Raw genomic sequence first — 26005 nt, 5'->3', positions numbered from 1 at the left:
CAACGCGTGAGTCGAGAAGATCAGGAGAGTGCCGCCCCACCCACCCTCACTCCGCCAACGAATCCCGCACATCCCAGAAGTGCTCCTTCGGCCACTGCTCGACGACCCGGGCCGAGTCCGCGTAGTACCGGGTCTCCCCCTCCCGGCCGACATAGTCGCGTACGACGATCTGCTCGGCGCGGAAGGGCAGCGGCCGCCCGCGCTTCCCGAGCGCGCACGCGGCGTGGAGGACGACGGCGGGGTCGGGGTCGTACAGGGCGCGCCGGAGGGTGGTGCGGACGGCCGCCGGCCCGTCGGCGAGGTAGGCCAGGGACGCCACGGCGTACCGGCGGGTGTCGGCGTCCGGGTCGCGGGCCAGGGTGAGCATGGCCTTGAGGAGGTCGCGGTCCTCCGGCTCCGCCGAGAACTCGAGCACGCAGGCGACCGCGGCGCGCACCTCGGGGTGCGGATGGCCGACATGCCGCATGATCTCCCGGGCGGCGTAGGCGAACTCGGCCTCCATCACCACCCCGCGGATGAGCTCCGCGAGGACGGCGGGGTGCTCCTCCACGGCCAGCCGCGCCCGCAGCAGCTCGGCCGCCTGTCGCATCCGGTGCGCCTGGTTGCGCAGGGAGGTGTTCATGAAGCAGAAGCCGCCGAGCAGCTCCGCCGCGAAGTAACGCTCGGGCGCCCGGGGACTGTTCAGCGCCTCCCGCGCCCCGTCCACCGTCTCGTCGTCCGCATAGCCGTCCAGGGTCCAGCGCGCCGTGAGCCAGATGTCGCTGTCGGGGTCCCCGAACAGCAGCGCCCGCCGCATCACCTCCGCGAAACCGGCCCGCTTGCCGAAGTACTTCTCCAGGTCGGTGACGATGATCAGATACCCGGGCTCGTCCGGCTCCCGCTCGGCACCCGTCGCCGCGAAGTCCAGTGCGCTGCGGCCCCGTTCGTCGCGCAGCGCCACATAGGACCGGTTGCCCCGCAGCTCCTCCGCCGCGTGGTACGCGCCCGCGCCCGCCGCCAGCATCAGCGGGGTCAGCCCGCCCCTCGACAGCCCGTTCGCATCGGCACCGCCTTCGAAGAGGGCCCCTACCATCGCCGCGTCGTCGTTCCGCGCGGCCAGTCCGAGGACCGTGACCCCGTCCCCGTCGACAGTCTCCGGCGACGCCCCACCCCCGAGCGCCTCCACTGCCGCACGCACATCACCACGTCGTACGGCCTCGACCAGCGCCGCCCCACCATCAGCCAACCCGGCTCCCCTTCGAACGCCCATCCGGCGAACCCTAGGGGGGCTCGGCGACACGAGCGACCGAATTCCGTGCCCGAGGCCCACGTCCGTGCGCCCGGGCCGCCACCGCGCGATCCTCTCCTTGAGAACCGCCACCGGGAGCACGGAGAGCCAGCCCCATGCGAAAGATCGTCCTGATGATGTCCGTGTCCCTCGACGGCTACATGGAGGGCCCGAACCGCGAGATCGACTGGCACCTGGTCGACGGCGAACTGCACATGCACTTCAACGAAGTCCTGGAGGACATGGGTGCTTTCCTCAGCGGCCGGGTGACGTACGAGCTGATGGCCGACTACTGGCCGACGGCCGACCGGGAGCCGGGCGTCCTCCGCCCCGTCGCCGACTTCGCCGCCATCTGGCGGAACATGCCGAAGCTCGTGTTCTCCCGCACCCTGCACCGGGCCGAATGGCACACGACGATCGTGCGGGACGTCGTCGTCGACGAGATCGAGGCGCTCAAGGCGCAGGAGGGCGGCGACCTGGCTCTCGGCGGGGCCGACCTCGCCGCCACGTTCATGCGGCACGACCTGATCGACGAGTACCGGATCTACGTCCACCCGGTCCTCATCGGCCGAGGCAGGCGCCCCTTCCCGGAGGCCGACGTCATGAACCCGACCGGCCTACGACTCGTCGAGTCCCGCACCTTCGGCAACGGCGTCGTCCTCCTGCACCACGAACGCGCCACCGCCGAAAGCACCACCGAGGCCGCCACGCAGGCCGACTCCGGTCAGCCCTAGGTCCTGTCGGCCCCGTCCCCCGAGGCACCCACCGCCGTCGCCCCCCGCGGCGCCGGCGAATGCCGTAGCTCCGCCTCATGGGAGTGCGTCCGCAGATAGCCGACCACCGTGTTGACGACCGCCACCAGCGGTACGGCCACCACCGCGCCGCCGATGCCCGCGACCATGCCACCGGCGGCGACGGACAGCACCACGGCCAGCGGATGCACTCGTACCGCGCGCCCCAGGATGAACGGCTGCAGGATGTGGCCCTCGATCTGCTGGACCGCCAGGACCACCACCAGCGTCATCACGGCGGTGAACACGCCCTGCGTCACCAGCGCGACCACGACCGCCAGCGCACCCGAGACGACCGCGCCCACCAGCGGGATGAAGGCGAACAGGAAGATGAAGACGGCCAGCGGGACGGCCATCGGGACGTCCAGGAAGTAGATGCCGAGGCCGATGAAGATCGCGTCGATCAGCGCCACCACCACCGTGCCGCGCACATACGCCGTCAGCGTGCGCCAGGCGCGCGGGCCCGCCCCCGAGACACCCGGCCGCGCCGCCGCCGGGACCAGCTTCAGGGTCCACTGCCAGATGCGCTTGCCGTCGTAGAGCAGGAACAGCGTGGAGAACACCGTCAGGAGGATGCCGGTGAGCGCCTCGACGATGACCGTCACGCCCTCCAGGCCCGCCGAGGTGATCGCGTCCGTGTTGTCGCTGATCGCCTCGCGCAGGTTCGTGGCGATGTCGTTGATCTGGTCCTCGGTGACATGGAACGGGCTGTCGAGCAGCCAGCCCCGCAACTCCTCGATGCCGTCCTGGATCTGGTCGGAGAGGTCGTCGACGTTCTCCATGACCTGCCAGGTGACGAACCAGCCGATCAGCCCCATGATCACGAAGCCGAGGATCGCCGTCATGGCCGTGGCGAGGCCGCGCGGGACGCCTTGGCGGGTCAGCCAGGCCACCGTCGGCTGGAGCAGCGCGGTGATGAGCAGCGCGGCGGCGAACGACAGCACCAGCAGCTGGATGGAGCTGATGACCCGCATCAACACCCAGAGCGTGCCCGCGAGGATGAGCAGCCGCCAGCCCGCCTCGGCCGCGACCCGCACCCCCCAGGGCACGACCTCCGCGGGGTTGGGGCGGCCGGGCACGGCGGGGGCGTAGGACGGGGGCGCGGGAACGTGCTCGGCGGCCGGTGTCCCGGCGGGGGAGCCCGTGGGGCGCGCAGCGGCCCCTCCCGGCTTCGCGGACGGCTCCCCGGGCGCTTCGTGGGGCTCCGCCCCGGTCTTCGCGGCCTTTCCGGACCCCTCCGGTCGCTCCGATCGCTCCGATTCCTCGGACTCCATCTCGGCGCGGCGTCGCTCCAGCCGCTCACCCCATCCGCTCAGCTCGGCACCGAGCCGGCCGAGCCACCCTGGCACTCGCGACATGATCCGTCCTCTTCCCCCATTGCTCCCGCTCACCACTCCCCCCTGGAGTCGCCGGCTCCGACCGTACATGGCAAGAGCCCCGCACCGAAGGACGGTGCGGGGCTCCAGAAGGTTGAGCGGCGGTCGGCCGGTGTGCGGTCGACGCGGCCGGTCGTGTGTGGCCTAGTACCAGTGGTTGGCCTGCCAGAACGACCAGGCCTCACACGGGCTGCCGTAGCGGGACTCCATGTAGTTGAGGCCCCACTTGATCTGGGTGGCCGGGTTGGTCTGCCAGTCGGAACCGGCGGACGACATCTTGGACCCGGGCAGCGCCTGGAAGAGACCGTAGGCACCCGAGGAGGGGTTGACGGCCTTGTAGTTCCAGGTGGACTCGTGGTTCACGATGTTGCTGAAGCAGGTCCACTGGTCGCTCGCGACGACCTGCTTCGCCATGGCCTGGATCTCGGCGATGGAGTACGAACCCTGGACGGGGATGTCACCGAGAGAACCGGCCGCTTCGGACTTCGCCTCGGCCTCTTCCTTCGCCTTGCGGTCCTGCTCGGCCTTCTCGGCGGCCTTCTGCTTGTCGATCGCGTCCTGGGCCGCCTTCTTGCGGGCGGACTCCTCGGCGTCCTTGCGGGCGCTCGCGTCGGCGGCGATCGCCTGGGCGTCGGCCTGGGCAGTCAGGGACGCGGTCTGCACCTGCGCCTGTTCACCGACAGGTATGTCGGCGAGCAGCGTGGTGTCGTTCGCGACCGCCTCGGCGTCGTCCGTGGTCTGTGCGGTGCTGCCGGAGGCAACGCCGACGACACTTCCGACTGCGGTGACCGCGGTGGCCGAGGCCACTGCGAATCCCCGGACCGAAATCCGGCTCACACGGGTTCCTTCCAGCATCGTCCGCTTCGGTGACCCTGGCGGACGCAATCGTGCCCCTGAACGCTGGCCTCCCAACTACGGGGTCACGGGAGGCGCGGGCCCGGTGGGAACTCCCTCGCGGGGAGCGCCACGTGGTGCTCGGGCGGCATACGACGGCGTTATGGAGTTGACCGTGGTGCTTTTGTTGTTCCGTACCGCTGGGGGTACAGCTGTGTCGTATGCGGGGCCTGACGGAAGTGAGACTCTGCCGTAACCCAACGCCGCAAGGCAATTCTGAGTTACGTGTGAAAGCTCACACCTCGTTTGCCTCAAGGGATTCACGGAAAGCCGCACATGCCGAGGCGCCGCCCGGCTAGGCTCATCGCCTTTGCCGGACGGCGCCAATCGGTCATTCGGTGACAGAAGTTGACCTATGTGATCGGGGCGGTCAGATCTGTCCGTCCTCCAGCATTTCGGTCACAAGTGCCGCGATCTGAGAGCGCTCGGACCGGGTCAGCGTGACATGGGCGAAGAGCGGATGGCCCTTCAGCTTCTCGACCACGGCGACCACCCCGTCGTACCGGCCGACCCTCAGGTTGTCCCGCTGGGCCACGTCATGGGTCAGAACGACCCGTGAATTCGCGCCGATTCGGGACAGAACGGTCAACAGGACGTTCCGTTCGAGGGACTGGGCCTCGTCGACGATCACGAAGGCGTCGTGCAGCGAGCGCCCGCGGATGTGGGTCAGCGGGAGCACCTCCAGCATGCCGCGGGCGGTGACCTCCTCGATGACCTCGCGCGACGTGACGGCCGACAGCGTGTCGAAGACCGCCTGCGCCCAGGGGCTCATCTTCTCCGACTCGGAGCCCGGCAGATAGCCGAGCTCCTGCCCGCCCACCGCGTACAGCGGCCGGAACACCATCACCTTCTGGTGCTGACGCCGCTCCAGCACGGCCTCCAGGCCCGCGCACAGCGCGAGCGCCGACTTGCCGGTGCCGGCCCGGCCGCCCAGCGACAGGATGCCCACGTCCGGGTCGAGCAGCAGATCCAGCGCGATGCGCTGTTCCGCGCTGCGGCCCTTGATGCCGAAGGCCTCGCGGTCGCCCCGGACGAGACGGATGTTGCCGTCGGGCGACACCCGGCCGAGGGCCTTGCCGCGCTCCGACTGGATCGTCAGACCCGTGTGCACGGGGAGGTCCCTGGCCTCGGGGGCGTAGACGGTCCCCTCCTCGAAGAGGATGTCGACCTGTTCGCCCGGCAGGGTCAGCTCGGACATGCCGGTCCAGCCGGAGGCGTCCGTGATGGCCAGCTCCGCGCGGTACTCCTCGGCGAGGAGGCCCACGGAGGACGCCTTGATCCGCAGGGGCAGATCCTTCGACACGACGGTGACGTCGAAGCCCTCGGCCTGCAGATTGCGGGCGACCGCGAGGATGCGGGAGTCGTTGTCCCCCAGGCGGTAGCCGGTCGGCAGGATGCTGGGGTCCGAGTGGTTGAGCTCGACCCTGACGGTCCCACCGAGATCCCCGATCGGGATGGGGGCGTCGAGGCGGCCGTGCCGGACCCGGAACTCGTCGAGCAGGCGCAGGGCCTGCCGGGCGAAATAGCCGAGTTCGGGATGGTGCCTTTTCGCCTCCAGCTCCGTGACCACGACGATCGGAAGCACGACCTCGTGCTCGTCGAAGCGGCTCAGGGCATTCGGGTCGGCCAGCAGGACGCTGGTGTCAAGGACGTAGGTGCGCCGGTCTGGCATACGGCGCTTTGTGCTGGTCACCACGGAAGGACGTACCCCCTCGGATGAGGTCGGGGAGCGACGGGTTCGAACTGGGCCGGTCGTCGGCGCCGTTGCACGGGCCGGTGACCGGCCCTCCGCTGCTTCGTCCGTGCTGTGACCGCACGATCGGGCTGGTGCAAAGGGCCTCCCGGGCGGACGGCCCCGAGCCGCCCGCTGAGATCCGACACCCGTGGTTCGGGTGTCGACCTGACTGGCTTATGCCCTCGAACATGCGCCGCCATGCCATGCCGTACGACGGCGCCCCGGTGAACTCCTCGTTACTTGCGTCCCGATGGCAGGTGTCAGCCTCCGTAGCGGCGGTGCCGTACCGCGTAGTCGCGCAGGGCGCGCAGGAAGTCGACCTTGCGGAAGGCCGGCCAGAACACGTCGCAGAAGTAGTACTCCGAATGGGCGGTCTGCCAGAGCATGAAGCCGGACAGCCGCTGCTCGCCGCTGGTGCGGATCACGAGGTCCGGGTCGGGCTGGTCGCCGGTGTAGAGGTGGCTGCCGATCAGGTCGACGGAGACGTTCTCGGCGAGCTCCTCCATCGAGGTGCCCTTCTCCTGCGCGTCCTGCACCATCGACCGTACGGCGTCGGCGATCTCCTGGCGGCCGCCGTAGCCGATGGCGACGTTGACCAGTATTCCGTCGATGTCGACGGTGGCCGCCTCGGCCTCCTTCAGGGTGGTCTGCATCTGACCGGGCAGCAGGTCGATGGCGCCCACGTGGTGCACCCGCCAGCGGCCGTCGGCGACGAGGGAGCGTACGACGTCCTCGATGATCCCGAAGAGCGGGACCAGTTCCTCCTGCGGCCGGTCGAAGTTGTCCGTGGAGAAGAGCCAGAGGGTGACGACCTTGACGTCCGTCTCGGTGCACCAGCCGAGGAACTCCTCGATCTTGTCGGCCCCGGCCCGGTGTCCCTGCGCGGTGGTGGAGCCCGCCGCCTTCGCCCAGCGACGGTTGCCGTCCATGATGACGCCGATGTGCTTGGGCACCTGGGCGTGGTCGAGGCGACCCTCGACCCTGCGTGCGTAGACCCTGACCAGCAGGCCGCGCAGTTTGTCGCGCAGGTTCACTTGAATGTCAGCCCCTCCATGCGATGACGGTCCCTTTGGGGGCCGAAGCCTACCGGTGCCCGGGGCCCCTTTGGCGGGGCGGGGTTTGGGGGAGTCGGGGGTCGCGGGTTGTGGATCTGCCGCGGGTTCGTGGGGGCTTGTCGCGCCCACGCGGCGGAGCCGCACATGTCACAGCCCCGCTCCCCTTGAGGGGCGCTGCGGGCCCCCCTGGTCGTGCGGACAAAAAACGGGCCGGTCCGTGGGGGGGAGACGGACCGGCCCGAGGGGGGGTTTCCACCATAACCCTTCGTGAGTGATGCTGCGTGCATTGGCGTCCGACAATTACTCTCCGGAGCCGTGCGACCGCGTCACGGTAGTTGTGGAAGCGCTCATTCAGCGTCTGTATAGAGGGGGATCATGGCTGATTCACAGCGGATTCAAAGGAGAGTGCGGGGAATTCGAGCGGAAGCAGGGGGTCCGCGCTTTCCTGTGCGACTGCCCGGGGTGTGGGGTCAGGCACCCCCGCACGGGTGAAGCCCGCGTGGAACGCTCGCTTGACGCGGTGGTTCGGCTTTTCGGCACCGCGCAGCCCCCTCCACTGCGCGGTGCCGCCCGCGCAGCTTTGCTCACGCGAATTACCTTGGTCTGAACCTACGTGAGGGTGCGGTGAGAAGCCAAGCCGCGGCCGGTAACGATGTGGAAACCCCGGACGGAGGCTCCAATGAGGACAGGACCCGGCCTCTTTCCTCTCTAACGTCGGCCCCATGACCGTGACTGTCACATGGGAACAGGCAAGCGCTCGGCGGCTGCGGCGGCAGTTTCTGACCGGCCCCGCACCGGCGGGGACACCGGTCGCCGAGGTGGCCGGCGCGCTGCTCGGCGCGCACGCGCAGGTGCTGTCGGCGGCCGAGCTGTCGCTTGGGGTGCGGACCGGGAGCGCGACGCGGGCGGACGTACGGGCCGCGCTGTGGGAGGAGCGGACCCTGGTGAAGACGTACGGGCCGCGTGGCACCGTCCATCTGCTGCCCGCCGCCGAGCTGCCCTTCTGGACCGCCGCGCTGACCGCGATCCCGTCGGGCGCGAGCCCCTTCGCCCCCGACGTCCGGCTCACCGACGCGCAGGCGGACGAGGTCGTTGCCGCCATCGGCGACGCGCTCGACGGGGCCACGCTCACCCTCGACGAGCTGAACGAGGAGGTCGTCGCCCGCACCGGCCCCTGGGCCGGCGACCTCGTCATGCCCGCCTTCCAGGACCTGTGGCCGCGCTGGCGGCAGGTGATGCACCGGGCGGGCCAGTCGGGCGCCCTCTGCTTCGGCCCCGACCGGGCCCGCAGGGCGACATACACCCGCCCGCCGGACTTCGTTCCCCTGACGCCGGACGAGGCCCTCGCCACGCTCGTACGGCGCTACTTGCGCGCGTACGGTCCCGCCGACGCCCGGCACTTCGCCAAGTGGACGGCGGCGCCGGGCGGCTGGGCCGACGGGCTGTTCGCGGAACTGGCCGGGGCGGGGGAGATCGAGGAGGTCGCCTTCGAGGGGGAGCGCGCCTGGGTGGAGGCGGGCGACACCGACTTCCCCGAGTCACCGGAGTCGGCCGTACGGGGTGTGCGGCTGCTGCCCTACTTCGACGCGTACGGCATCGCCGCGCAGCCCCGCGAGCGGCTGTTCCCCGGGGCCGCCTACGAGCGGGCCCTGGCGCGTGGGCAGGCGGGCAACTACCCCGTGCTGCTCGTCGACGGTGTCGTGGCCGGCGTCTGGCACCAGCGGCGGCGGGGGCGGCGGACGACCGTCACGGTGGAACCGCTGGGGCGGCTGACCGCGCGGCAGGAGCGCGAGCTGGGCGAGCGGGCGGCGCGAGTCGGTGAAGTCATGGAGGCCCGGGCCGAGTTGGCGATCGGAAAGGTTGCGGTCGGACCCCACGCGTGAGAGGTCAACCGGCCGCGGGCTTACGGGCCTCGAAGAGGTGGCGGGTGCTGTGGGCCACGAATGGGCCCTCGGCCTCGATCCGCTCGTGCAGGGAACGCAGCTGGGGGAGGTAGGCCTCGGCGGTGAAGCCCGGGACCATCCAGATCACCTTGCGCAGGAAATGGACGACGGCACCGATGTCGAAGAACTCCATACGCAGTCGTGCGGCGCGCAGATCGACGATTTCCAGCCCCGCGTCCTCGGCGCCGGCGCGCTCGCGGTCCGGATGCCGCGCACTGCTCGCCGCCTCCTCCTGCGGGCCGAGAAGGTGCTCGACGAGTTCGTAGACACTCCTCGGACCGACGTGCTGGGCGAAGTACGTGCCGCCGGGGCGGAGCACGCGGGCGATCTCCGCCCAGTGCGCGGTGACCGGGTGGCGGCTGGTGACGAGATCGAACGCCCCGTCCGCGAAGGGGAGCGGCGCGTCCTGCGGGGCGGCGACGACGACCGCGCCGCGAGGGTGGAGCAGGGCGGTGGCCTTGGCGACGTTCGGGGGCCAGCCCTCGGTGGCCACGGCGAGCGGCGGCAGCCGTGGGGCGGAGGCGAGGACCTCGCCGCCGCCGGTCTGGATGTCGAGCGAGGCCGACACGCGCGCCAGCCGATCACCCATCGAGCGGGCGTACCCCCAGGAAGGCCGCTCCTCGGTGGCACGGCCCTCGAACCAGGAGAAGTCCCAGCCGTCGGTGGGGGCGGCGACGGCTTCGGCGACGAGGTCTTCGAAGGCGCGGGGTCCGGTGGTCATGGGGGTGGATCTTTCCAAGGGCGGCCTCGGGGGCGCGACTTGTTTTCCGCTGCGGGGACGAGGGGCCTGAGGGCCTGTGCCTTCAAGGGGCGCGGGGAACCGCGCGACCAGCCCCCACCCACCCGCCGCCGACGAACCGCCCTACTCGTCCTCAAGGACCGCCTCCGCCTCCAGCGTGACCCCGACCGCCTGGATCACGGCCGCGATCCTGAAGGCCTCCTGGACGGTCCGGCGGTCGACGCCCGCCCTGCGCAGCGCCTGCTCGTGGGAGTCGAGACACAAGCCGCACGCGTTGATCGCGGAGACGGCGAGCGACCACAGCTCGAAGTCGACCTTGTCGACGCCGGGGTCGCCGAGGACGTTCATCCGCAGCCCGGTCCGCAGGCCGCCGTACTCGTGGTCCGACAACAGGTGCCGCGTGCGGAAGAAGACGTTGTTCAGCGCCATCACCGAGGCCGCGGACTTCGCCGCCGAGTACGCCTCGGGCGACAGCTGCGCCTTCGCCTGCGGCGCCAGCGCGCGCAGCACGATCGGTGAGCGCGCCGCGATCGCCGTCACCAGGACCGTGCCCCACAGCTGTTGCGCCGACAGTTCGGAGTCGTCGATCACCGCGCTCAGATTGCGGCGAAGGTCTTGGGCGTAGTCCGGGAGGGCGGACTTCAACGCGTCCAGCGACATGTCGTTCACTTTCATTGATCAGCAAGATCGTGATGCTTGGCCATCTTGATCGAAGACGGCTGTCAGTTGTTCGGTTGAGAGGTGTGGTCACAGGTGAGGGTTCTCGCCCACGGCTCCGCGATCGTACGGGCGGGGGCGGCGCGGGGCGGGGAGTACACGGAACTGGCCGCAGCGCTCACGGAAGCGCTGCGGCCGTTGCCGGTTCGGGTGGTGTGACCGAGTCCCCTCCTACTCGGTCCGCAGCCCCTCCGGCCGCATCAGGCGCAGCAGTGGCGGCAGGCTGAGCGCCGTCACCAGCAGGACCACGCCCGCGCCGATGCCCGTCATCCCGAGGACCCGCGCCCAGTCCACGGTCACGGGGATGTCCGTCATCTTCAGCAGGACCGTGCCCAGGACCAGGCCGACCGTGGTGGCGAGGACCAGGCCCAGGGCGATCGGGATCGCCGTCTGCCAGAGCACGGACAGGGTCAGCGTGCGGCGCCGGGTGCCGAAGGCGACCAGGGCCGACAACAGCTTCTTCCGCTCGCGCAACTGTTCCAGCTGGGAGATCAGCAGGCTCGCACCGATGAGGAGCAGCACACAGGAGGCGCCCACGAACAGCCCGACGCGAATCGCGCCGAACTCCTCCGTCCGCTCCGTCGCCGTCCAGACGCTGACCCACGAGAGCCGGTCCGCCTCGGCGGCCGTGTTCCGCACCTCGTCGCTCACGTGCGGCACCGACTTGTCGATCCGGAGGTAGACGCTGCCCTGGAGGGTCTTCGCGGCCCCGGCGGGCAGCGCGGAGGGGGTGGCCAGCAGACCGCTGGTGTACTGCCGCAGCGAGTCCTTGTGCTCGTAGGCCTTCTTCACCTCGCCCGGCAGGGTCCACTTGATCTCGGCGCTGCGCGGGGAGCCGTCGTAGGACGGCTCGAAGAAGATCGTGCGGCCGGACTTGCCGAGCTTGAACTGGTCCCTGTCGTACTCCACGAACTGGTTCACGAAGACGTCGCCCTCATGGCAGGAGGGGAGCTTGGCGATCTCGCGCAGGGACGCGCAGTCGCCGACGGCCACCTCGCTGCTGACCTCGGGCTCCCTGGCCCGGTCGCCGACCCAGCCGACGGAGATCGCCACGGCCTTCCGTACGCCCTTGGACTCCTGGAGCTTCTTCGCCATGGGCGTGACGTCGGTGCCCGGGGGCACGCTGACCTGCATCTGCGCCCGCTTGACGTTCTGGCCGGTCGGCTCCGTGTACTGGGCGTCGGACGCGGCGAACAGCATCTGCAGGGCGATCGCGCCGGCCACCGCCACCGCGATGCCGTTGACCATGCGGGCCGCCGTGCCGCTGCTCAGCTGGAGCCTGCGGACGGCCAGCTGCCAGGACACGGAGCCGGCGCCCAGGCGGGCGACGAACGCCTCGACGGCCCACGGCAGCAGAGCGGTGACACCGAAGAGCAGCAGGACGACACCGCCGACGACCATGTACTCGTTGAACCTCCCGCCCTCCGAGCCCTGGCCCATCATCGGGTAGAGCAGGCCGACGCCGGCGAGCGGCAGCAGCAGCCGCCACCAGAGCCTGCGCCGCGCCGGCTTGGCCGCGCGGACCACGCCGAGGGGCTCGATGACGACCCCGCGCAACGCGAACAGGGTGACGAGAACGGCGGACGCCGGGACCGCGGCGGCGATCACCCCGGCGAGCACGGGGGAGGGGTTCAGATAGCTCGGGAACACGCTGATGTCGAACAGCTCGATCGAGCCGGCGATCTCCCGGCCGATCAGGAAGAACACGGTGCCGAACACCAGCCCCAGAATGGCCCCCGCGAGAGCCTCGCCGGCCGCGATCCGGCGGGTCATCCGGCCGTCGGCGCCGACCAGCCGCAGCGCCGCGAGCCGCCGGTCGCGCCGCTCGCCGCCGAACCGTACGGCCGCGGCGACGAAGACGGCGACCGGCATCAGCAGCACCACGAGGACGACCAGGATGAGCAGCATCAGGACGGGGTCCAGCTCCTCCCCGTCGGACTGGTCCGTCGTCCCCGCGCCGAAGTGGTCGATGCGGCCCACGAGCGTGCCGTCGATCCGTGCCGCGAGTCCGTCGGCGCCCGCGATGTAGGCGAGTTCCTGCGAGCCGATCAGCCCGGGCTCGCCGATGGTCCCGATGACGCGGTACGGCAGCCGCTCCTTCAGCAGCTTCCCCTCGTCCGACGTCAGCAGTTCTTGCAGCGCGGGGGAGACGACCATCTCTCCCGGCGCGGGGAGCTTCGCCACCCCCGGGGGCCGTGGCGCCCGCGGTCCCTCGGCCTCCATGAGCCGCCCGCGAACGGCCTTGTCGTGGTAATTCGTGTCGGTGTTGGCGACGACCACGGTCTTGTCGGAGGCCTTCCTGCCGACGTTCTCCTCGTGATAGTTGAGGCCGATGTCGTCCCGGGCGTCCTCGCGGTCGTCCCGCGTGGCCAGGACGTTCGGTATCGCCGCGGTGAGCAGCAGCATCGCCACCCCGAGCCCCACCCCGACGGCGGTGAGCACGGCCCGCACCCACCCCTCCCGCCCCCCGGTGAAGGCGAATCTGGCGCCCATCAGCAGGTCCCGGTACCACTGCGTGACCGAGGGAGCGCTCATACGGCGCGCTCCATGTCCCGTGACTTGCCGTCCCGTACGACGATCTCGCGGTCCGAGTAGGCGGCGACGCGTGCCTCGTGGGTGACCAGGACGACGGCGGCGTTGGTGGAGCGGGCCGCTTCGGTGAGGAGTTCCATCACGCGTTCGCCGTTGAGGGAGTCGAGTGCGCCGGTCGGCTCGTCCGCGAAGAGCACGCGCGGGCTGGTGACCAGTGCCCGGGACACGGCGACCCGCTGCCCCTGGCCGCCGGAGACCTCACCGGGCCGCTTGCCGGCGAGGTCGTCGACCTCCAGGCGCCGCATCCAGCCGAGGGCGGTGCGCTCGGCCTCCTTGCGGGCGACGCCGTTGAGCCGCAGCGGCAGGGCCACGTTCTCGACACAGGTCAGTTCGGGCACGAGCTGGCCGAACTGGAACACGAACCCGAACTCGCTGCGCCTGAGGGCACTGCGCTCGGTGTCGCTCATGCCGGCCATCTCGCGGCCGTTGTAGAGGATCGAGCCCGAGTCGGGCGTGACTATCCCGGCGAGGCAGTGCAGCAGGGTCGATTTGCCTGAGCCGGAGGGGCCCATCACGGCGACGACCTCGCCGGGGTGGATGGAGAACTCGGCGCCGTCCAGCGCGGAGGTGGGACCGTACGTCTTGCGCAGATCGGTCGCGACGAGCAGGGAACCCGCGGGGGTCATCGCGTCACCGCCTCTGCCAGTTTGGCCAGTCGGGCGGCGGTCAGGTCCAGCCATCGCAGGTCGGCCTCCAGATGGAACAGGGCGTGGTCGCAGATCAGCTGGTCGGCGAGGTCGCCCTTGCGCTTGCGGTCGGTGAGGATGCGCATCATGCGCAGGTGCTCGGAGCGTTGGGTGTCGAGGATGTCGGCCGCGTCGCGGTGGGTCAGCAGAGCGAGGACGACCTTCGTGTAGAGGGTCGACTGCAGATACGGCTCGGGCTTCTCCGGCGTCGCGAGCCATCGCTGGACGTCCGTGATGCCGGCCTCGGTGATCGCGTACCGCTTGCGTTCGGGGCCGTCGCCGGGCTCGATGCCTTCGACCTCGACGAGGCCGTTCTTCAGCAGCCGCGACATCGTGGAGTAGACCTGGCCGTAGTGCAGGGGCCGGTCCTGACCGAACTTCTCGTCGAAGGCCCGCTTCAGGTCGTAACCGTGCCGGGGCCCGGACTCCAGGAGCCCGAGGAGTGTGTGACCGATGGACATGCCGAGCACTGTACACAGCGGGTATACACGCCACGTATACCCGCTGTGTATAGGAGGCGGCCGGAGGTGGCCGCGCCGCAGGTCAGAAGCGAATGTCACGGTTCCGTCACTGCGCGGGTCGGTGTTTGACGGGTCGGGTGAGGCAACCATCGGGCTGTCTGGAACGTCGGTTCCGGTGGGACGACGTGCGGGTTGACGCGGCGTAGGACGCCGGTTGACGGCGCACGGCGTGCGGATTGTCACGCCGCCACAGGGCGGACCGGCGGTTCTTCGGCACAGCGCTCGGTGTTAGCTTGCTGAGCTGACCGACGACCGACCCGGGTCGTGTACGGCGGGACGCCGGAGAAGCGAAACCGCGGCGGACCCGGCAGAAGGCCGACCGGCGGACGTATAAGAAGATCGAACAGCGGATCTACAGAGGCGGAGCGGACCGAGCCATGGGACGAGCGGAAGAGAGACGAGCGCGCCAGCGCGGTGGTCGCCGCGCGGCGCCCAAGCGCTCGTCCGGAGGCGGGACGGCAACGGCCACGGCGACTCCGACGGAGGCGTCCGGCGGCTCGACCGGAGGCGGCCGCGCCGCCGCCAGGGTCGCCGCGAAGGGCGGCACGGCCAAGGGCGGCGCGACGAAGAAGAGCTTCATACGCCGGATGTTCACCTGGAAGAAGATCCTCGGCGCGTTCTTCGGCTTCTGCCTGCTCGGCATGGGCGCCTTCATCGTGCTGTATCTGATGATCGGCATTCCCAAGGGGAACGCCGCGGCGCAGGAGCAGTCCAACATCTACAAGTACAGCAACGGCAAGACCCTCGCCCGCACCGGCACGACCAACCGCGAGATCGTCGACCTCGCGGTCGTCCCCAAGCGCGTCCAGCGGACCTTCATCGCCGCCGAGAACAAGAGCTTCTACGAGGACAACGGCGTCGACCTGAAGGGCATGACCCGAGGTCTGCTCAACACCCTGTCCGGCAAGGGCAAGCAGGGCGGCTCGACGATCACCCAGCAGTACGTCAAGAACTACTACCTCACGCAGGACCAGACGGTCACCCGCAAGCTCCAGGAGCTGGTGATCTCGCTGAAGGTGGAACGCGAGTACACCAAGGACGACATCCTCGCGGGCTACATCAACACCAGCTTCTACGGCCGCAGCGCCTGGGGCATCCAGGCCGCAGCCCAGGCCTACTACCGCGTCGACGCCAAGAAGCTCGATGTCGCGCAGGGCGCCTATCTCGCCGCGCTGCTGCAGGCCCCCAGCCAGTACGACTGGGCCGTCGCCTCCAAGACCAGCCGGAAGCTCGTCAAGGCGCGCTGGAACTACGTCCTCGACAACATGGTCGAGAAGGGCTGGCTCCCCAAGGGCGAGCGCGACGACCTGAAGTTCCCCATCCCGAAGCAGCCCCAGGGCGCGCCCGGCATGGAGGGCCAGACCGGTTACCTGGTCGACGCCGCCAACAACCAGCTGGCCAGGCAGCTCGTCTCCGACGGGTCGGTGTCCGACGTGGACACCGCCCTGGCGAAGATCCGGCAGGGCGGCTGGACCATCACGCTGAACATCAACAAGAACAAGCAGACCAAGCTGGAGAAGGCCGTCAAGGAACGCCTCACCAGCAAGCTAGACAAGAAGAAGCGCAAGGTCGACGCCTACATCCAGGCCGGCGCCGTCTCGGTCGATCCGAAGACCGGCAAGGTCGTCGCCATGTACGGCGGCGTCGACTACTTCAAGCACTATTCGAACAACGCCACCCGGCGGGACTACCAGCCCGCCTCCACGTTCAAGCCGGTCATCCTCGCCGCAGCCGTCGACGAGGGCGCAGAGACGCAGGACGGCGACCCGATCGCCGCGAACACGATCTATGACGGCGACAGCCGCCACAAGGTCATGGACGACGGCACGCCCGTGGGCTTCAACCCGCCGAACGAGGACAACGTCGACTACGGCGACGTCACCGTGCAGACCGCCATGAACAAGTCCATCAACTCCGTCTTCGCGCAGATGGGCGTCGACGTGGGCATGGAGAAGGTCATGGAGGTCGCCGGCAAGCTCGGCATGGACACCGAGGACATGCAGGCGGTGCCCGCGCAGACCCTCGGCTCCATGGGCGCGAGCCCGCTGGAGATGGCCGGGATCTACGCCACCCTCGACAACCACGGCAAGAAGGTCACCCCGACCATCATCGCCTCGGCCAAGCACCGGGACGGCGCGGTCGAGTTCCCCGACCCGATCGGCGAGCAGGTCATCAGCGAGAACGCCGCCGACACGGTCACCTCGGTCCTGACCGGCGTGGTCGACGACGGTACGGCCAAGACCTCCGTCCGCGACAACCCGGCCCGCGACGGCCAGCAGGTCGCCGGCAAGACGGGTACCTCCGACGAGAACCGTTCCGCCTGGTTCACCGGCTACACGCCGAAACTCGTGACCTCCGTCGGCCTCTTCGGCGAGGACATGAGCAAGAACGGCAAGCACGTCTCGATGTACAACGCCGTCGGAGTCCCCCGGATCAACGGCGGTGGCTTCCCCGCCCAGATCTGGGCGACGTACACCTTCGGTGTGATGGGCGAGGTCACCAAGTTCGACCTGAACACCGAGCAGGGCGCGGCCGTGGAGCCCACTGACTCGCCCACGCCCACCGAGACGCCGTCGGAAACACCGTCGGAGACGCCCACCACCGAGGAACCGACGACAACCCCGCCGACGACCCCGAAGAACACCCCGACCGACCCGGAGACGACCCCGGAGGAGACCCCGGAGACCACCCCGGAGGAAACCCCGACGGACGGCGACATCGATCTACCGGACGACCCGAACGACCCACAGGCGGGTTAGCAGGCAGAGAAGGACGAAGGGCGCCCGGTGGACACCGGGCGCCCTTCGTGTTGCTGCTCTTTCTGGCTTTTAGGGGCGTGGGGCTTGGTCGATGTGCGGCTCCGCCGCGTGGGCGCGACCAGCCACAGACAGTCCGCAGCCAACGAACCACGGTGACCCCCTATGGCGCCAACCCGGCCGCCCCCAGCGGAGCGCTCACGCCTGATTCAGTTCAAACCAGACAACCTTCCCGGCACTCAACCGAGTAGCCCCCCACCGCTTCGCCAACTTGTTGACGAGATAGAGCCCCCGCCCACCCTCATCCGTCGCCCGGGCCTGCCGAAGCCGAGGCAGCTGAGGCACGTCGTCCGTCACCTCGCACCGCAGCACATCGGTCCGCAGCAACCGCAACGTCACCGGCCGCGTCGCATACCGCACCGCGTTCGTCACGACCTCACTGATGAGCAGCTCGACGGAGTCGCTCAGTTCCTCAAGGCCCCAGCGGGACAAAGCGTGCCGCGCCAATCGCCGAGCCCGCCCCGGAGCCATCTCCTCCGGTTCCAGGAACCAGTAGGCGACATCGCTGGGAGCGATCCCATCGAACCGCGCGGCGAGCAGCGCGATGTCGTCGTCCCGGTCCCCCGGGCCGAGCATGTCGAGCACCTCGTCGCAGAGCGCCTCCAGCGGCGGCGGATGATCCGGCCCGGTCAACTGGGCGGTCGCGGCGAGCTTCTCGCGCAGTTGCTCTATCCCGGTCCACACGTCCCGCAGCCGGGACTCGACGAGCCCGTCGGTGTAGAGCAGCAGCGTGCCTCCGGCCGGCGCGTCCAGCTCGACGGCCTCGAAGTCCACGCCGCCCACACCGATCGGCGCCCCCGGCGGCACCCGCAGCACCTCGGCGCGCCCGCCCAGATGCAGCAGCACCGGCGGCGGATGCCCGGCGTTGGCGATGGTGATCCGATGCGATACCGGGTCGTAGACGGCGTACAGACACGTCGCCATCCGATCCGTGCCGAGGCGCTGCGCCTGCTCGTCGAGGTGATGCAGCACCTCCTGCGGCGGCAGATCCAGCCCCGCCAGCGTCTGCGCGGTCGTCCGCAACTGGCCCATGATCGCGGCCGACGTCATCGAATGGCCCATGACATCACCCACGACCAGCGCGACCCGGCTCCCCGGCAGGGGAATCGCGTCGTACCAGTCACCGCCGACACGCGCGGTCTCGGCGGCCGGCAGATACCGGTGCGCGAGCCGTACGCCCGTGCAGCGCGGCAGGGCCTCGGGCAGCATCGTGCGCTGCAACTCGTCCGCGATGTACGCCTCGCGGCCGTACAGCACGGCCTTGTCGATGCCGAGCGCGCTGTGCGTGGCGAGCTGGGCGGCGACCAGCAGATCGTCCTGCTCGAACGCCATCCGCTCCGGTCGGCGCAGGAAGAGCGCCGCGCCGATCACCCGGCGCCGGCCCCGCAGCGGCGCGAGGATCGCGCGCTGACCGGGCGGCACCGTCAGCTCGGACTCCGGCCCGAGCAGCTCCGGCAGGGCGTCGTGCGCGGCGGGCGCGTCGGCGAAGACCGGCCGTACGCCGCGCAGCACCTCGGCGAGCGCGCCGCCCGGGCGTACCTCGCAGATCTCGGCGGTGACCACCGCGAGGTCCGCGGGCTCCGGCTGGAACGCGGGCATGAAGCCGCCCTCGGTGTCCCGCTCCTCCAGGACCCGGTCGGTGCGGCGCAGCCGCAGCACCATGGGCCCGGTGGGGCGCTCGTCGCCGACCGGCAGCGGCTCGCGCAGATACACGAGGATCGCGTCCGAGAACGTCGGCACGGTTGCCCGGCACAGACCCATGACGATCTCGTCCAGGTCGATGCCCCGGGCGATCCGCCGGGTCGCGGCGCCCACGAAGCGCAGCCGGTCGCCGTCGCGCCGCATGGGCATGGGCGCACCGGGCGCCACACCCTGGCCGGAACGCCGTTCGAGAGCGCCGAGCGTGCCGACCGGCCGCTCCGGCTCGCCGCCCGGCTGCGCCGGGATGGCCTCCGGCGCGGGGCGCGGACGGTGCGGGTCGGGCTCGGTGGCCGCCGGCTGGGAGTGCTCGGAGAGCGCGGGCTGCGAGTGCTCCGAGGGAGACTCGCCGTCCTTGACGCACGGGTCCGAGGTGTCCTGCTCGGCCGAGGCGTCGCCCGGGCGGGCAGCCGTGTCGCCCGTACGGGCCTGTGCGTCACCCATGCGTGCCTGTGCGGGTAAGGCCGCGGCGGGCCCGGCTCGCAGCGGCTCCTGGGTACGCAGGAGCGCCCCGCGGGGATCCGCGGGGCCGGCGCCGCTCTGAGGGCGCTCGTGGGAGGTGGGGTGCTCCGTCACGCGTGTCGAATCCATCCGTCCGGGGCTGCGCGTCGTCCACGCAGTTCGTCCCGCAGCAAACCCGATACTTCGTTCCGCAGAAAGCCCGATACCCGGATTAGGTGCCCCAGGAACGGAATTCCCGCGTGGTCAGAGGTAGTTCCTGTGCCACACACGGTACCGGCCGACCCGTCGAACGACAGTGCTGTTCGACCGATCGGTCTTCTGCGACTCGTACCGGTGTAGTCGTCGAACTCCTTGATCACGTCCTGCCGCCCCTCGGTGACTTATGGTCAAGCGCTGCGCGAACTGCGGGAGTTGCCCCTGTGCGCCCTTGCGGAGGACGATCCTACGGTTCTTGCCCGGGGGCACATCAAGGGTCTCACGAGGACAAGTGCGCGGGGGTACGGTCCCAGTCGTCCGGCAAGGACGGCACGGACCAGGCCGGATCCGGCCGCCAGTGCTGCCAGCCGTCCGAGAACGGCGGGCCCCAGGCCCGGATCACCTCCACCGCTGATCGCCCCGCTTCCCTTACCGCCTCGGCCACTTGACCGTCCATCAGCCCGTCCTGCTGGGCCTGCGCGAACTCGTCCTCGTCGCGCCAGTCCCAGCTGCGGTCGGGGTAGACACAGATGTCCAGGAAGTGGTCCTCGGAGTCCACACCGCCGTCCCAACGGGCCAGCGGCGACTCCAGGTTGACGTACCAGTTCTTGAACTGCCAGCCCGGCTCCCAGAACAGCCACACCGACCACGGCTCACCCGGCCGGGCCAGCTTCAGCACACCGGTCCCGAACCACCGGTCGCGCCGTACGGACCTGGGCTTGGTGTAGCGCGTGGCCAGCGGCTCGGAGTGCGGCGACGTGCCGTCCGCCAGCACGGGTTTGACGCACTCGGTGCCGGGCGCCAGCCACACGGCCAGCAGTTCCTCGTCGTCCCGTACGACGGTGACGGGACGCGCGATGTGGACGTGCTCGCCGGAATTCTCACGGTACCGCCACAGGATCTGACTCCCGGGGGTCCAGAACTGCGCCGACCGGCCCGCTTCCACTCGTCTCACCGCTCCGTCGTCTGCCATGCACAGATATTAGGTGCCACGGGCATACGACGCTGCGGCCCCGGTCACGGTTCACGCCATGGCGGGAATCGGTTACCGAAGTGTCATCTGTGACCAGGGAATTGTTCAGCGCGGTTATCGCGCGGTCACGGCCGCGTCATCCGCAGGACATCGAGTGCCTCATCGAGCTGTTCCACCGTCAGGTCACCCCGCTCCACGTACCCGCCCTCCAGCACGACTTGGCGGATGGTCTTCCGCTCGGCCAGCGCCTTCTTGGCGACCTTCGCGGCCTCCTCGTAGCCGATGTACTTGTTGAGCGGCGTGACCACGGACGGCGACGACTCGGCGTACTCACGCGCCCGTTCCCGGTGCGCGACGATCCCGTCGACGGTCCGGTCGGCGAGCAGCCGCGAGACATTGGCGAGCAGCCGGATCGACTCCAGGACGTTCTTGCCGATGACCGGCAGCATCACATTGAGCTCGAAGTTCCCGGAAGCGCCCGCGGTGGTCACGGTGACGTCGTTCCCGATGACCTGCGCGGCCACCATGAGAACCGCCTCGGGGATGACGGGGTTGACCTTGCCGGGCATGATCGACGACCCTGGCTGGAGGTCCGGCAGGGAGATCTCGGCGAGCCCGGTGCGCGGTCCGGAGGCCATCCACCGCAGATCGTTGGCGATCTTCGTCAGACCGACGGCGACGGTCCTGAGCTGCCCGCTTGTCTCGACGATCCCGTCCCGCGCGCCCTGCGCCTCGAAGTGGTCGCGCGCCTCGGTGAGCGGCAGCCCGGTGGCCCGCGCGACCTCGGCGATGACGGCGGCGGAGAACCCGGGCGGGGTGTTGATCCCGGTCCCCACGGCCGTACCGCCCAGGGGGAGTTCGGCCAGCCGGGGCAGTGAGGCCCGGAGCCTCTCCACGCCGTACCGCACCTGGGCGGCGTACCCCCCGAACTCCTGCCCGAGCGTGACGGGCGTGGCGTCCATCAGATGCGTACGCCCGGACTTCACCACGTCCTCGAACTCATGCGCCTTGCGCGCGAGCGCGGCCGCGAGGTGGTCCAGGGCGGGAATCAGCTCGTGGGTCACGGCGGCGGTGGCGGCGATATGGATCGACGAGGGGAAGACGTCGTTCGACGACTGCGAGGCGTTGACGTGGTCGTTCGGATGCACATCCCGCCCGAGCCGCTCGCTCGCGAGGGTGGCGAGCACCTCGTTGGTGTTCATGTTCGACGAGGTCCCGGACCCGGTCTGGAACACGTCGACCGGGAAGTGCTCGTCCCACCGCCCCTCGGCGACTTCCCGCGCAGCCTCCTGAATGGCCTCGGCGACGTCCTTGTCGAGCACCCCCAACTCGGCGTTCACCTTGGCGGCGGCCCCCTTGATCCGGGCCAGCGCCTCGATGTGCGCCCGTTCGATCCGGTGGCCGGAAACGGGGAAGTTCTCGACCGCACGCTGGGTCTGGGCCCGCCACTTGGCGTCCGCCGGGACTCGGACCTCACCCATGGAGTCGTGTTCGACGCGGTACTCGCTCATGACCGGTACAGCGTCACCGCGGACGGGGATGTTCCCGGCCTTGCTCCGTATGGGGGAGGGGCAGGGACGAGGGATATCGCGAGCCGTTGTCGCCGCCGTGCAGTAGCGTCACCCCGACGTGTTGTCGGTCGAACGCCGGGCGTGTTTCCGGCCGAACGACTTTCGAAGAAAGAACGTGCATTGAGAAGAGCTGTCATACGTCGGTCCTGCCTCGCCGGTGTCGCGGCCCTGTCGCTGACCCTGCTCACCGCCTGCTCGGACTCGGGCAGCGGCGACACCGACTCGGGCAAGGGCAAGTCCGACGCCGCGGCCGGGAGCGAGACGTCGACGCTGTCCGCCGCGGACCTCGAAAAGGCTGTGCTGAAGGACGGTGACGTCAAGGGCCACAAGGTCACCGAGCCCACCGCCACGATCGAGCAGAAGGACGTCGAGGCGGACAACGACGAGTGCGCGCCGGTGGCGTACGCCATGGGCGGCACGGTGGTGGACAAGCCGTCCGCGACCGTGCAGCGCGAGACGGCCAGCAAGGTCGACCCCGCCGAGGCCGCGAAGGGCGGCGACGCCGAGGAAGCGCTCACCTCCGGCCTGGACGTGACCAAGGTCCTGCTCCGCCTGTCCGCCTACGACAGCGCGGCCGCCCAGTCCGCGATGAAGGCGATCGGCGCCTCCGCCAAGGCCTGCGCCGACGGCTTCAAGGTCACCATGCAGGGCACGGCCCAGGAAGTCACCAAGGTCAGCACGGCCACCGCCCCCAAGGGCGCGGACGAGGCCCTCGCCATCGACTTCCTCAGTGAGGCCGAGGGCGCGAAGATCCCGATGAAGGTCGTCGTCTTCCGCAAGGGCAGCACGCTGGGCTACTTCACGGCCGTCAACTTCGCGTCGGCCGCCACGGGCAAGGACTTCGACTTCCCGACGGAACTCGTGGACGCCCAGATCAACAAGCTGGCGTAAGGGTTCGCGCACTCAGCCCGTCCGGACCACACAGCCTGTCCGGACCACCCAGCGCGTACGGACCACTCAACCTGTACGGACCACTCAGCCCGTCCGGCGTTTGAGGACGAGGCCGTTCAGGCCGATGGCGGGGGTCTGGGGGCGCAGTCCCCAGGAGCGGCCCGGGGTCGAAGGGGCGGAGCCCCTGGGGGATGGGACGGGTAGGGGCGGCGGGGGCGAAAACTCTCCCCAGCCGCCCCGAACCAAACCGACCCGACCCGACCCGACCCGATCAAACCCCGATCGGATCAAACTCGATCCGACCCGCCCCGACTACACCAGCCCCGGCCCCCGCACCGGAATCGACGTGAACGTAGGCGCCGGCGCCGGGTCCTTGAAGAAGTCGTTGCCCTTGTCGTCGACGACGACGAACGCCGGGAAGTCCTCGACCTCGATCTTCCAGACGGCCTCCATGCCGAGCTCCTCGTACTCGACGACCTCGACCTTCTTGATGCAGTCCTGGGCGAGCCGGGCCGCAGGCCCACCGATGGACCCCAGGTAGAACCCACCGTGCGCCCCGCACGCGTCCGTGACCTGCTGCGACCGGTTCCCCTTCGCCAGCATCACCTTGGACCCGCCCGCCGCCTGGAACTGCTCCACGTAGGAGTCCATGCGCCCGGCGGTCGTGGGACCGAAGGACCCCGACGCGTACCCCTCGGGCGTCTTCGCCGGCCCCGCGTAGTACACCGGGTGGTCCTTCAGGTACTGCGGCATCTCCTCACCCGCGTCCAGCCGCTCCTTGATCTTGGCGTGCGCGATGTCACGGGCCACGACCAGCGGACCGGAGAGCGAAAGCCGCGTCTTCACCGGGTACTTGGTCAGCTCGGCGAGGATGTCGTCCATCGGCTGGTTGAGGTCGATCCGGACCACGTCCGACGACTCGTCCAGGTGCTCGTCCGTCGTCTCCGGCAGGAACCGCGCCGGGTCCGTCTCCAGCTGCTCCAGGAACACACCCTCGGCGGTGATCTTCGCGACGGCCTGCCGGTCGGCGGAGCAGGACACGGCGATGGCGACAGGACACGAGGCGCCGTGCCGAGGCAGTCGCACCACCCGCACGTCATGGCAGAAGTACTTGCCGCCGAACTGCGCCCCGATCCCGATCTTCTGCGTCAGCTCGAAGACCTTCTCCTCCAGCTCCTTGTCCCGGAACCCGTGCCCGAGCGGCGAACCCTCCGCCGGGATCTCGTCCAGGTAGTGCGCGGAGGCGTACTTCGCGGTCTTCAGGGCGTACTCGGCGCTCGTGCCGCCGACCACGATCGCGAGGTGGTACGGCGGACAGGCGGCCGTACCCAGCGAACGGATCTTCGCCTCCAGGAACTTCATCATGGAGGCCTCGTTCAGGACGGCCTTCGTCTCCTGGTACAGGAACGACTTGTTCGCCGACCCGCCACCCTTGGCCATGAACAGGAACTTGTACGCGCCACCGTCCGTCGCGTACAGCTCGATCTGCGCCGGGAGGTTCGAGCCGGTGTTCTTCTCCTCCCACATGGTGAGCGGAGCCATCTGCGAGTAGCGCAGGTTCAGCTTGGTGTACGCGTCGTAGATGCCCTTCGAGAGGGCCTTCTCGTCCCCGCCTTCGGTGAGGACGTTCTGCCCGCGCTTGCCCATCACGATCGCCGTACCGGTGTCCTGGCACATCGGCAGCACGCCCGCCGCCGCGATGTTCGCGTTCTTCAGCAGGTCGAGCGCCACGAACTTGTCGTTGCTCGACGCCTCGGGGTCGTCGATGATCCGGCGCAGCTGAGCCAGGTGGGCCGGGCGCAGATAGTGCTGGATGTCGTGGATGGCCTCGGCGGCGAGCTTGCGCAGTGCCTCGGGCTCCACCTTGAGGAACGTCCGCCCGTCGGCCTCGAAGGTGGAGACACCCTCGGAGGTCACCAGCCGGTACGGGGTGGTGTCCTCTCCCATGGGGAGCAGATCGGTGTACTCGAACTCAGGCATGTCGCCCATTCCTCACTCGACAGACAGCACGGCTGGCCTCCGTGGGCAGCGCCCACCAGCGTAGAACCTGCATCGGACACCGGTGTTGTGAGGTAAGGCTCAGTTGGCGCCCGGGACGGGGATGCGCCGGCCCCGACGCGGGTTTTCCACAGGTGTCGTTCAGGTCTGGTCGCGATGTATCGCGAGTGGGTACTCTGCTGTCGTGGACCTTCAGAAGAGCCCTGCCCAGGCATCGCCACGACCGGTGGCATCGACCGAGCTGCGCGCCTCCGACGCCGACCGCGACCGGATCGCCGACCTCCTGCGCGACGCCCTCGCCGAGGGCCGCCTCACTCCGGAGGAGCACGCCGAGCGGGTCGAGGGGGTGCTGGCCGCCAAGACCGTGGGCGAACTGGACGTGTTCGTGCGGGATCTGCCGGCCGCCCACGGCGACACCCGCCGAGCGACGACGGCGTACGCCTCCGTTCCCTCCTCCGCCGTGCCCAACCGCCCGAGCCCCGGCGCCATCCCCGTCGACCCGGACGACCGCCTGGTGGCCGTCTTCAGCGCCTCGGTGCGCAAGGGGCGTTGGCGGACGGGCCGCCGTATCCACGCGTTCGCGATATTCGGCAGCGTCGAGATAGACCTCAGCGAGGCCCTGTTCGAGCACCGCCAGGTGATGATCCGCGCGTACGCGGTCTTCGGCAGCGTGGAGATCCGCGTCCCGGAGAACGTCTCGCTGCGCGGCAGCGGCGGCGGAGTCCTCGGCGACTTCGCGGTCGACATGCTCGACTCGACCGAGCCCGATGCGCCCGTGGTCTATGTCGACGGACTGGCCGTGCTCGGCAGCATCGAGGCGCGGCCCAAGCGGGGCAAGGTGATCGCCGATCTCTTCGACCGTGTCACCGACCGGGTGGCACGCAAGGTCGACGACAGTTTGCGCAAACACCTGGAGCGTTGACGCTTGTGAATTCGATCGTGTCCGAGCACCGCTCGAAGGGATTCGGTCCGGTTGCGATCGCTCGCCGAGGCCCCGAATTCCAGCGGTTCGGGACTCAGTGCATAGGCCCGCGCACAGCGGGTAGGCCTTGCTGCATCGTCTCTCGCTCGCGAAGCCGTCGTCA

The 26005-nt window shown here is 69.8% G+C and carries 20 protein-coding genes; 6 read left to right on the top strand and 14 right to left on the bottom strand.

All coding sequences use genetic code 11. From position 1 onward, the window contains the following. Positions 1–46: 46 nt before the first annotated feature. Complete coding sequence (locus tag SGFS_RS22250; RefSeq protein WP_286252749.1) at positions 47–1225, bottom strand: HEAT repeat domain-containing protein; 1179 nt, start codon at positions 1223–1225, stop codon at positions 47–49. Between the two features lie 158 nt (positions 1226–1383). On the opposite strand from SGFS_RS22250, the gene SGFS_RS22245 reads away from it, so the two are divergent. Next, a complete protein-coding gene (locus tag SGFS_RS22245) occupies positions 1384–2001 on the top strand; it encodes a dihydrofolate reductase family protein (protein WP_286252748.1) in 618 nt (205 codons plus the stop codon). On the opposite strand, the gene SGFS_RS22240 is transcribed toward SGFS_RS22245, so the two are convergent. The 4 genes from SGFS_RS22240 to SGFS_RS22225 all read right to left on the bottom strand — a co-directional run bounded on the left by SGFS_RS22240 (position 1998) and on the right by SGFS_RS22225 (position 7097). Beyond that, positions 1998–3416 carry an AI-2E family transporter gene (locus tag SGFS_RS22240; RefSeq protein WP_286252747.1) on the bottom strand — a complete coding sequence of 473 codons (1419 nt, stop codon included), beginning with the start codon at positions 3414–3416 and terminating at the stop codon, positions 1998–2000. The genes SGFS_RS22245 and SGFS_RS22240 overlap by 4 nt on opposite strands. 162 nt (positions 3417–3578) lie before the next feature. Continuing rightward, positions 3579–4271, bottom strand: coding sequence for an aggregation-promoting factor C-terminal-like domain-containing protein (locus SGFS_RS22235; RefSeq protein WP_434027813.1), 693 nt, complete (start codon positions 4269–4271; stop codon positions 3579–3581). 427 nt (positions 4272–4698) lie between these two features. Next, the gene (locus tag SGFS_RS22230; protein ID WP_286252744.1) at positions 4699–6024 is read right to left on the bottom strand and encodes a PhoH family protein; all 1326 of its coding nucleotides are present in this window, start codon (positions 6022–6024) and stop codon (positions 4699–4701) included. A 299-nt stretch (positions 6025–6323) separates the two neighbouring features. After that, the gene (locus SGFS_RS22225; protein WP_286252743.1) at positions 6324–7097 is read right to left on the bottom strand and encodes an isoprenyl transferase; all 774 of its coding nucleotides are present in this window, start codon (positions 7095–7097) and stop codon (positions 6324–6326) included. Positions 7098–7840: 743 nt separating this feature from the next. Between SGFS_RS22225 and SGFS_RS22220 the strand changes: the two genes are divergently transcribed. Beyond that, positions 7841–9001: a winged helix DNA-binding domain-containing protein gene (locus SGFS_RS22220; RefSeq protein WP_286252740.1), complete on the top strand. Its 1161-nt coding sequence runs from the start codon at positions 7841–7843 to the stop codon at positions 8999–9001. A gap of 4 nt (positions 9002–9005) precedes the next feature. Here SGFS_RS22220 and SGFS_RS22215 read toward each other — a convergent pair whose 3' ends face one another. Then, positions 9006–9782, bottom strand: a complete 777-nt coding sequence (locus tag SGFS_RS22215; RefSeq protein WP_286252738.1) for a class I SAM-dependent methyltransferase — start codon at positions 9780–9782, stop codon at positions 9006–9008. 141 nt (positions 9783–9923) lie between these two features. After that, positions 9924–10460 (bottom strand): alkyl hydroperoxide reductase, encoded by a 537-nt coding sequence (locus SGFS_RS22210; protein WP_286260008.1) that lies wholly within the window; start codon positions 10458–10460, stop codon positions 9924–9926. Positions 10461–10553: 93 nt separating this feature from the next. Here SGFS_RS22210 and SGFS_RS22205 point away from each other — a divergent pair, with 93 nt between their 5' ends. Next, positions 10554–10676 (top strand): hypothetical protein, encoded by a 123-nt coding sequence (locus SGFS_RS22205; RefSeq protein WP_286252736.1) that lies wholly within the window; start codon positions 10554–10556, stop codon positions 10674–10676. Positions 10677–10688: 12 nt separating this feature from the next. Here the strand turns inward: SGFS_RS22205 and SGFS_RS22200 are convergent, their stop codons facing one another. Genes SGFS_RS22200 through SGFS_RS22190 form a run of 3 tightly spaced genes read right to left on the bottom strand, consistent with a single transcriptional unit; the run spans position 10689 to position 14256 of the window. Further along, positions 10689–13052 (bottom strand): ABC transporter permease, encoded by a 2364-nt coding sequence (locus SGFS_RS22200; RefSeq protein ID WP_286252735.1) that lies wholly within the window; start codon positions 13050–13052, stop codon positions 10689–10691. Next, positions 13049–13735: an ABC transporter ATP-binding protein gene (locus tag SGFS_RS22195; protein ID WP_286252734.1), complete on the bottom strand. Its 687-nt coding sequence runs from the start codon at positions 13733–13735 to the stop codon at positions 13049–13051. Before SGFS_RS22195 ends, SGFS_RS22200 begins: the two co-directional genes overlap by 4 nt. Further along, a complete protein-coding gene (locus SGFS_RS22190; RefSeq protein WP_286252732.1) occupies positions 13732–14256 on the bottom strand; it encodes a PadR family transcriptional regulator in 525 nt (174 codons plus the stop codon). Before SGFS_RS22190 ends, SGFS_RS22195 begins: the two co-directional genes overlap by 4 nt. A gap of 437 nt (positions 14257–14693) precedes the next feature. Here SGFS_RS22190 and SGFS_RS22185 point away from each other — a divergent pair, with 437 nt between their 5' ends. After that, complete coding sequence (locus SGFS_RS22185; RefSeq protein WP_286252730.1) at positions 14694–17075, top strand: transglycosylase domain-containing protein; 2382 nt, start codon at positions 14694–14696, stop codon at positions 17073–17075. 195 nt (positions 17076–17270) lie between these two features. Here SGFS_RS22185 and SGFS_RS22180 read toward each other — a convergent pair whose 3' ends face one another. The 3 genes from SGFS_RS22180 to SGFS_RS22170 form a co-directional block, all read right to left on the bottom strand. Next, positions 17271–19421: an ATP-binding SpoIIE family protein phosphatase gene (locus SGFS_RS22180; protein ID WP_286252728.1), complete on the bottom strand. Its 2151-nt coding sequence runs from the start codon at positions 19419–19421 to the stop codon at positions 17271–17273. A gap of 346 nt (positions 19422–19767) precedes the next feature. Beyond that, positions 19768–20460 carry a cytidylyl-2-hydroxypropylphosphonate hydrolase gene (gene fomD / locus SGFS_RS22175; RefSeq protein ID WP_286252727.1) on the bottom strand — a complete coding sequence of 231 codons (693 nt, stop codon included), beginning with the start codon at positions 20458–20460 and terminating at the stop codon, positions 19768–19770. 125 nt (positions 20461–20585) lie between these two features. Further along, the gene (locus tag SGFS_RS22170; protein ID WP_286252725.1) at positions 20586–21971 is read right to left on the bottom strand and encodes a class II fumarate hydratase; all 1386 of its coding nucleotides are present in this window, start codon (positions 21969–21971) and stop codon (positions 20586–20588) included. 180 nt (positions 21972–22151) lie between these two features. Here SGFS_RS22170 and SGFS_RS22165 point away from each other — a divergent pair, with 180 nt between their 5' ends. Then, positions 22152–22922: a hypothetical protein gene (locus SGFS_RS22165; protein ID WP_286252724.1), complete on the top strand. Its 771-nt coding sequence runs from the start codon at positions 22152–22154 to the stop codon at positions 22920–22922. A gap of 312 nt (positions 22923–23234) precedes the next feature. On the opposite strand, the gene SGFS_RS22160 is transcribed toward SGFS_RS22165, so the two are convergent. After that, positions 23235–24902: a fumarate hydratase gene (locus SGFS_RS22160; RefSeq protein WP_286252722.1), complete on the bottom strand. Its 1668-nt coding sequence runs from the start codon at positions 24900–24902 to the stop codon at positions 23235–23237. Positions 24903–25104: 202 nt separating this feature from the next. Here SGFS_RS22160 and SGFS_RS22155 point away from each other — a divergent pair, with 202 nt between their 5' ends. Beyond that, a complete protein-coding gene (locus SGFS_RS22155; protein WP_286252720.1) occupies positions 25105–25842 on the top strand; it encodes a DUF1707 SHOCT-like domain-containing protein in 738 nt (245 codons plus the stop codon). Positions 25843–26005 lie beyond the last annotated feature (163 nt).

Source organism: Streptomyces graminofaciens (assembly GCF_030294945.1).
In the GTDB taxonomy this organism is placed as follows: Bacteria; Actinomycetota; Actinomycetes; order Streptomycetales; family Streptomycetaceae; genus Streptomyces; species Streptomyces graminofaciens.
The sequence above is the reverse complement of the archived record's forward strand: the minus strand, read 5'-3'. Positions and strand labels throughout refer to the sequence as shown.

What these genes read in the sequence shown, in the direction of transcription:
- SGFS_RS22245 (WP_286252748.1), top strand. Translation starts at nt 1,384, where the DNA reads ATGCGAAAGATCGTCCTGATGATGTCCGTGTCCCTCGACGGCTACATG.
- SGFS_RS22240 (WP_286252747.1), bottom strand. Translation starts at nt 3,416, where the DNA reads ATGTCGCGAGTGCCAGGGTGGCTCGGCCGGCTCGGTGCCGAGCTGAGC.
- SGFS_RS22220 (WP_286252740.1), top strand. Translation starts at nt 7,841, where the DNA reads ATGACCGTGACTGTCACATGGGAACAGGCAAGCGCTCGGCGGCTGCGG.
- SGFS_RS22215 (WP_286252738.1), bottom strand. Translation starts at nt 9,782, where the DNA reads ATGACCACCGGACCCCGCGCCTTCGAAGACCTCGTCGCCGAAGCCGTC.
- SGFS_RS22210 (WP_286260008.1), bottom strand. Translation starts at nt 10,460, where the DNA reads ATGTCGCTGGACGCGTTGAAGTCCGCCCTCCCGGACTACGCCCAAGAC.
- SGFS_RS22200 (WP_286252735.1), bottom strand. Translation starts at nt 13,052, where the DNA reads ATGAGCGCTCCCTCGGTCACGCAGTGGTACCGGGACCTGCTGATGGGC.
- SGFS_RS22195 (WP_286252734.1), bottom strand. Translation starts at nt 13,735, where the DNA reads ATGACCCCCGCGGGTTCCCTGCTCGTCGCGACCGATCTGCGCAAGACG.
- SGFS_RS22190 (WP_286252732.1), bottom strand. Translation starts at nt 14,256, where the DNA reads ATGTCCATCGGTCACACACTCCTCGGGCTCCTGGAGTCCGGGCCCCGG.
- SGFS_RS22185 (WP_286252730.1), top strand. Translation starts at nt 14,694, where the DNA reads ATGGGACGAGCGGAAGAGAGACGAGCGCGCCAGCGCGGTGGTCGCCGC.
- SGFS_RS22180 (WP_286252728.1), bottom strand. Translation starts at nt 19,421, where the DNA reads ATGGATTCGACACGCGTGACGGAGCACCCCACCTCCCACGAGCGCCCT.
- fomD (WP_286252727.1), bottom strand. Translation starts at nt 20,460, where the DNA reads ATGGCAGACGACGGAGCGGTGAGACGAGTGGAAGCGGGCCGGTCGGCG.
- SGFS_RS22170 (WP_286252725.1), bottom strand. Translation starts at nt 21,971, where the DNA reads ATGAGCGAGTACCGCGTCGAACACGACTCCATGGGTGAGGTCCGAGTC.
- SGFS_RS22160 (WP_286252722.1), bottom strand. Translation starts at nt 24,902, where the DNA reads ATGCCTGAGTTCGAGTACACCGATCTGCTCCCCATGGGAGAGGACACC.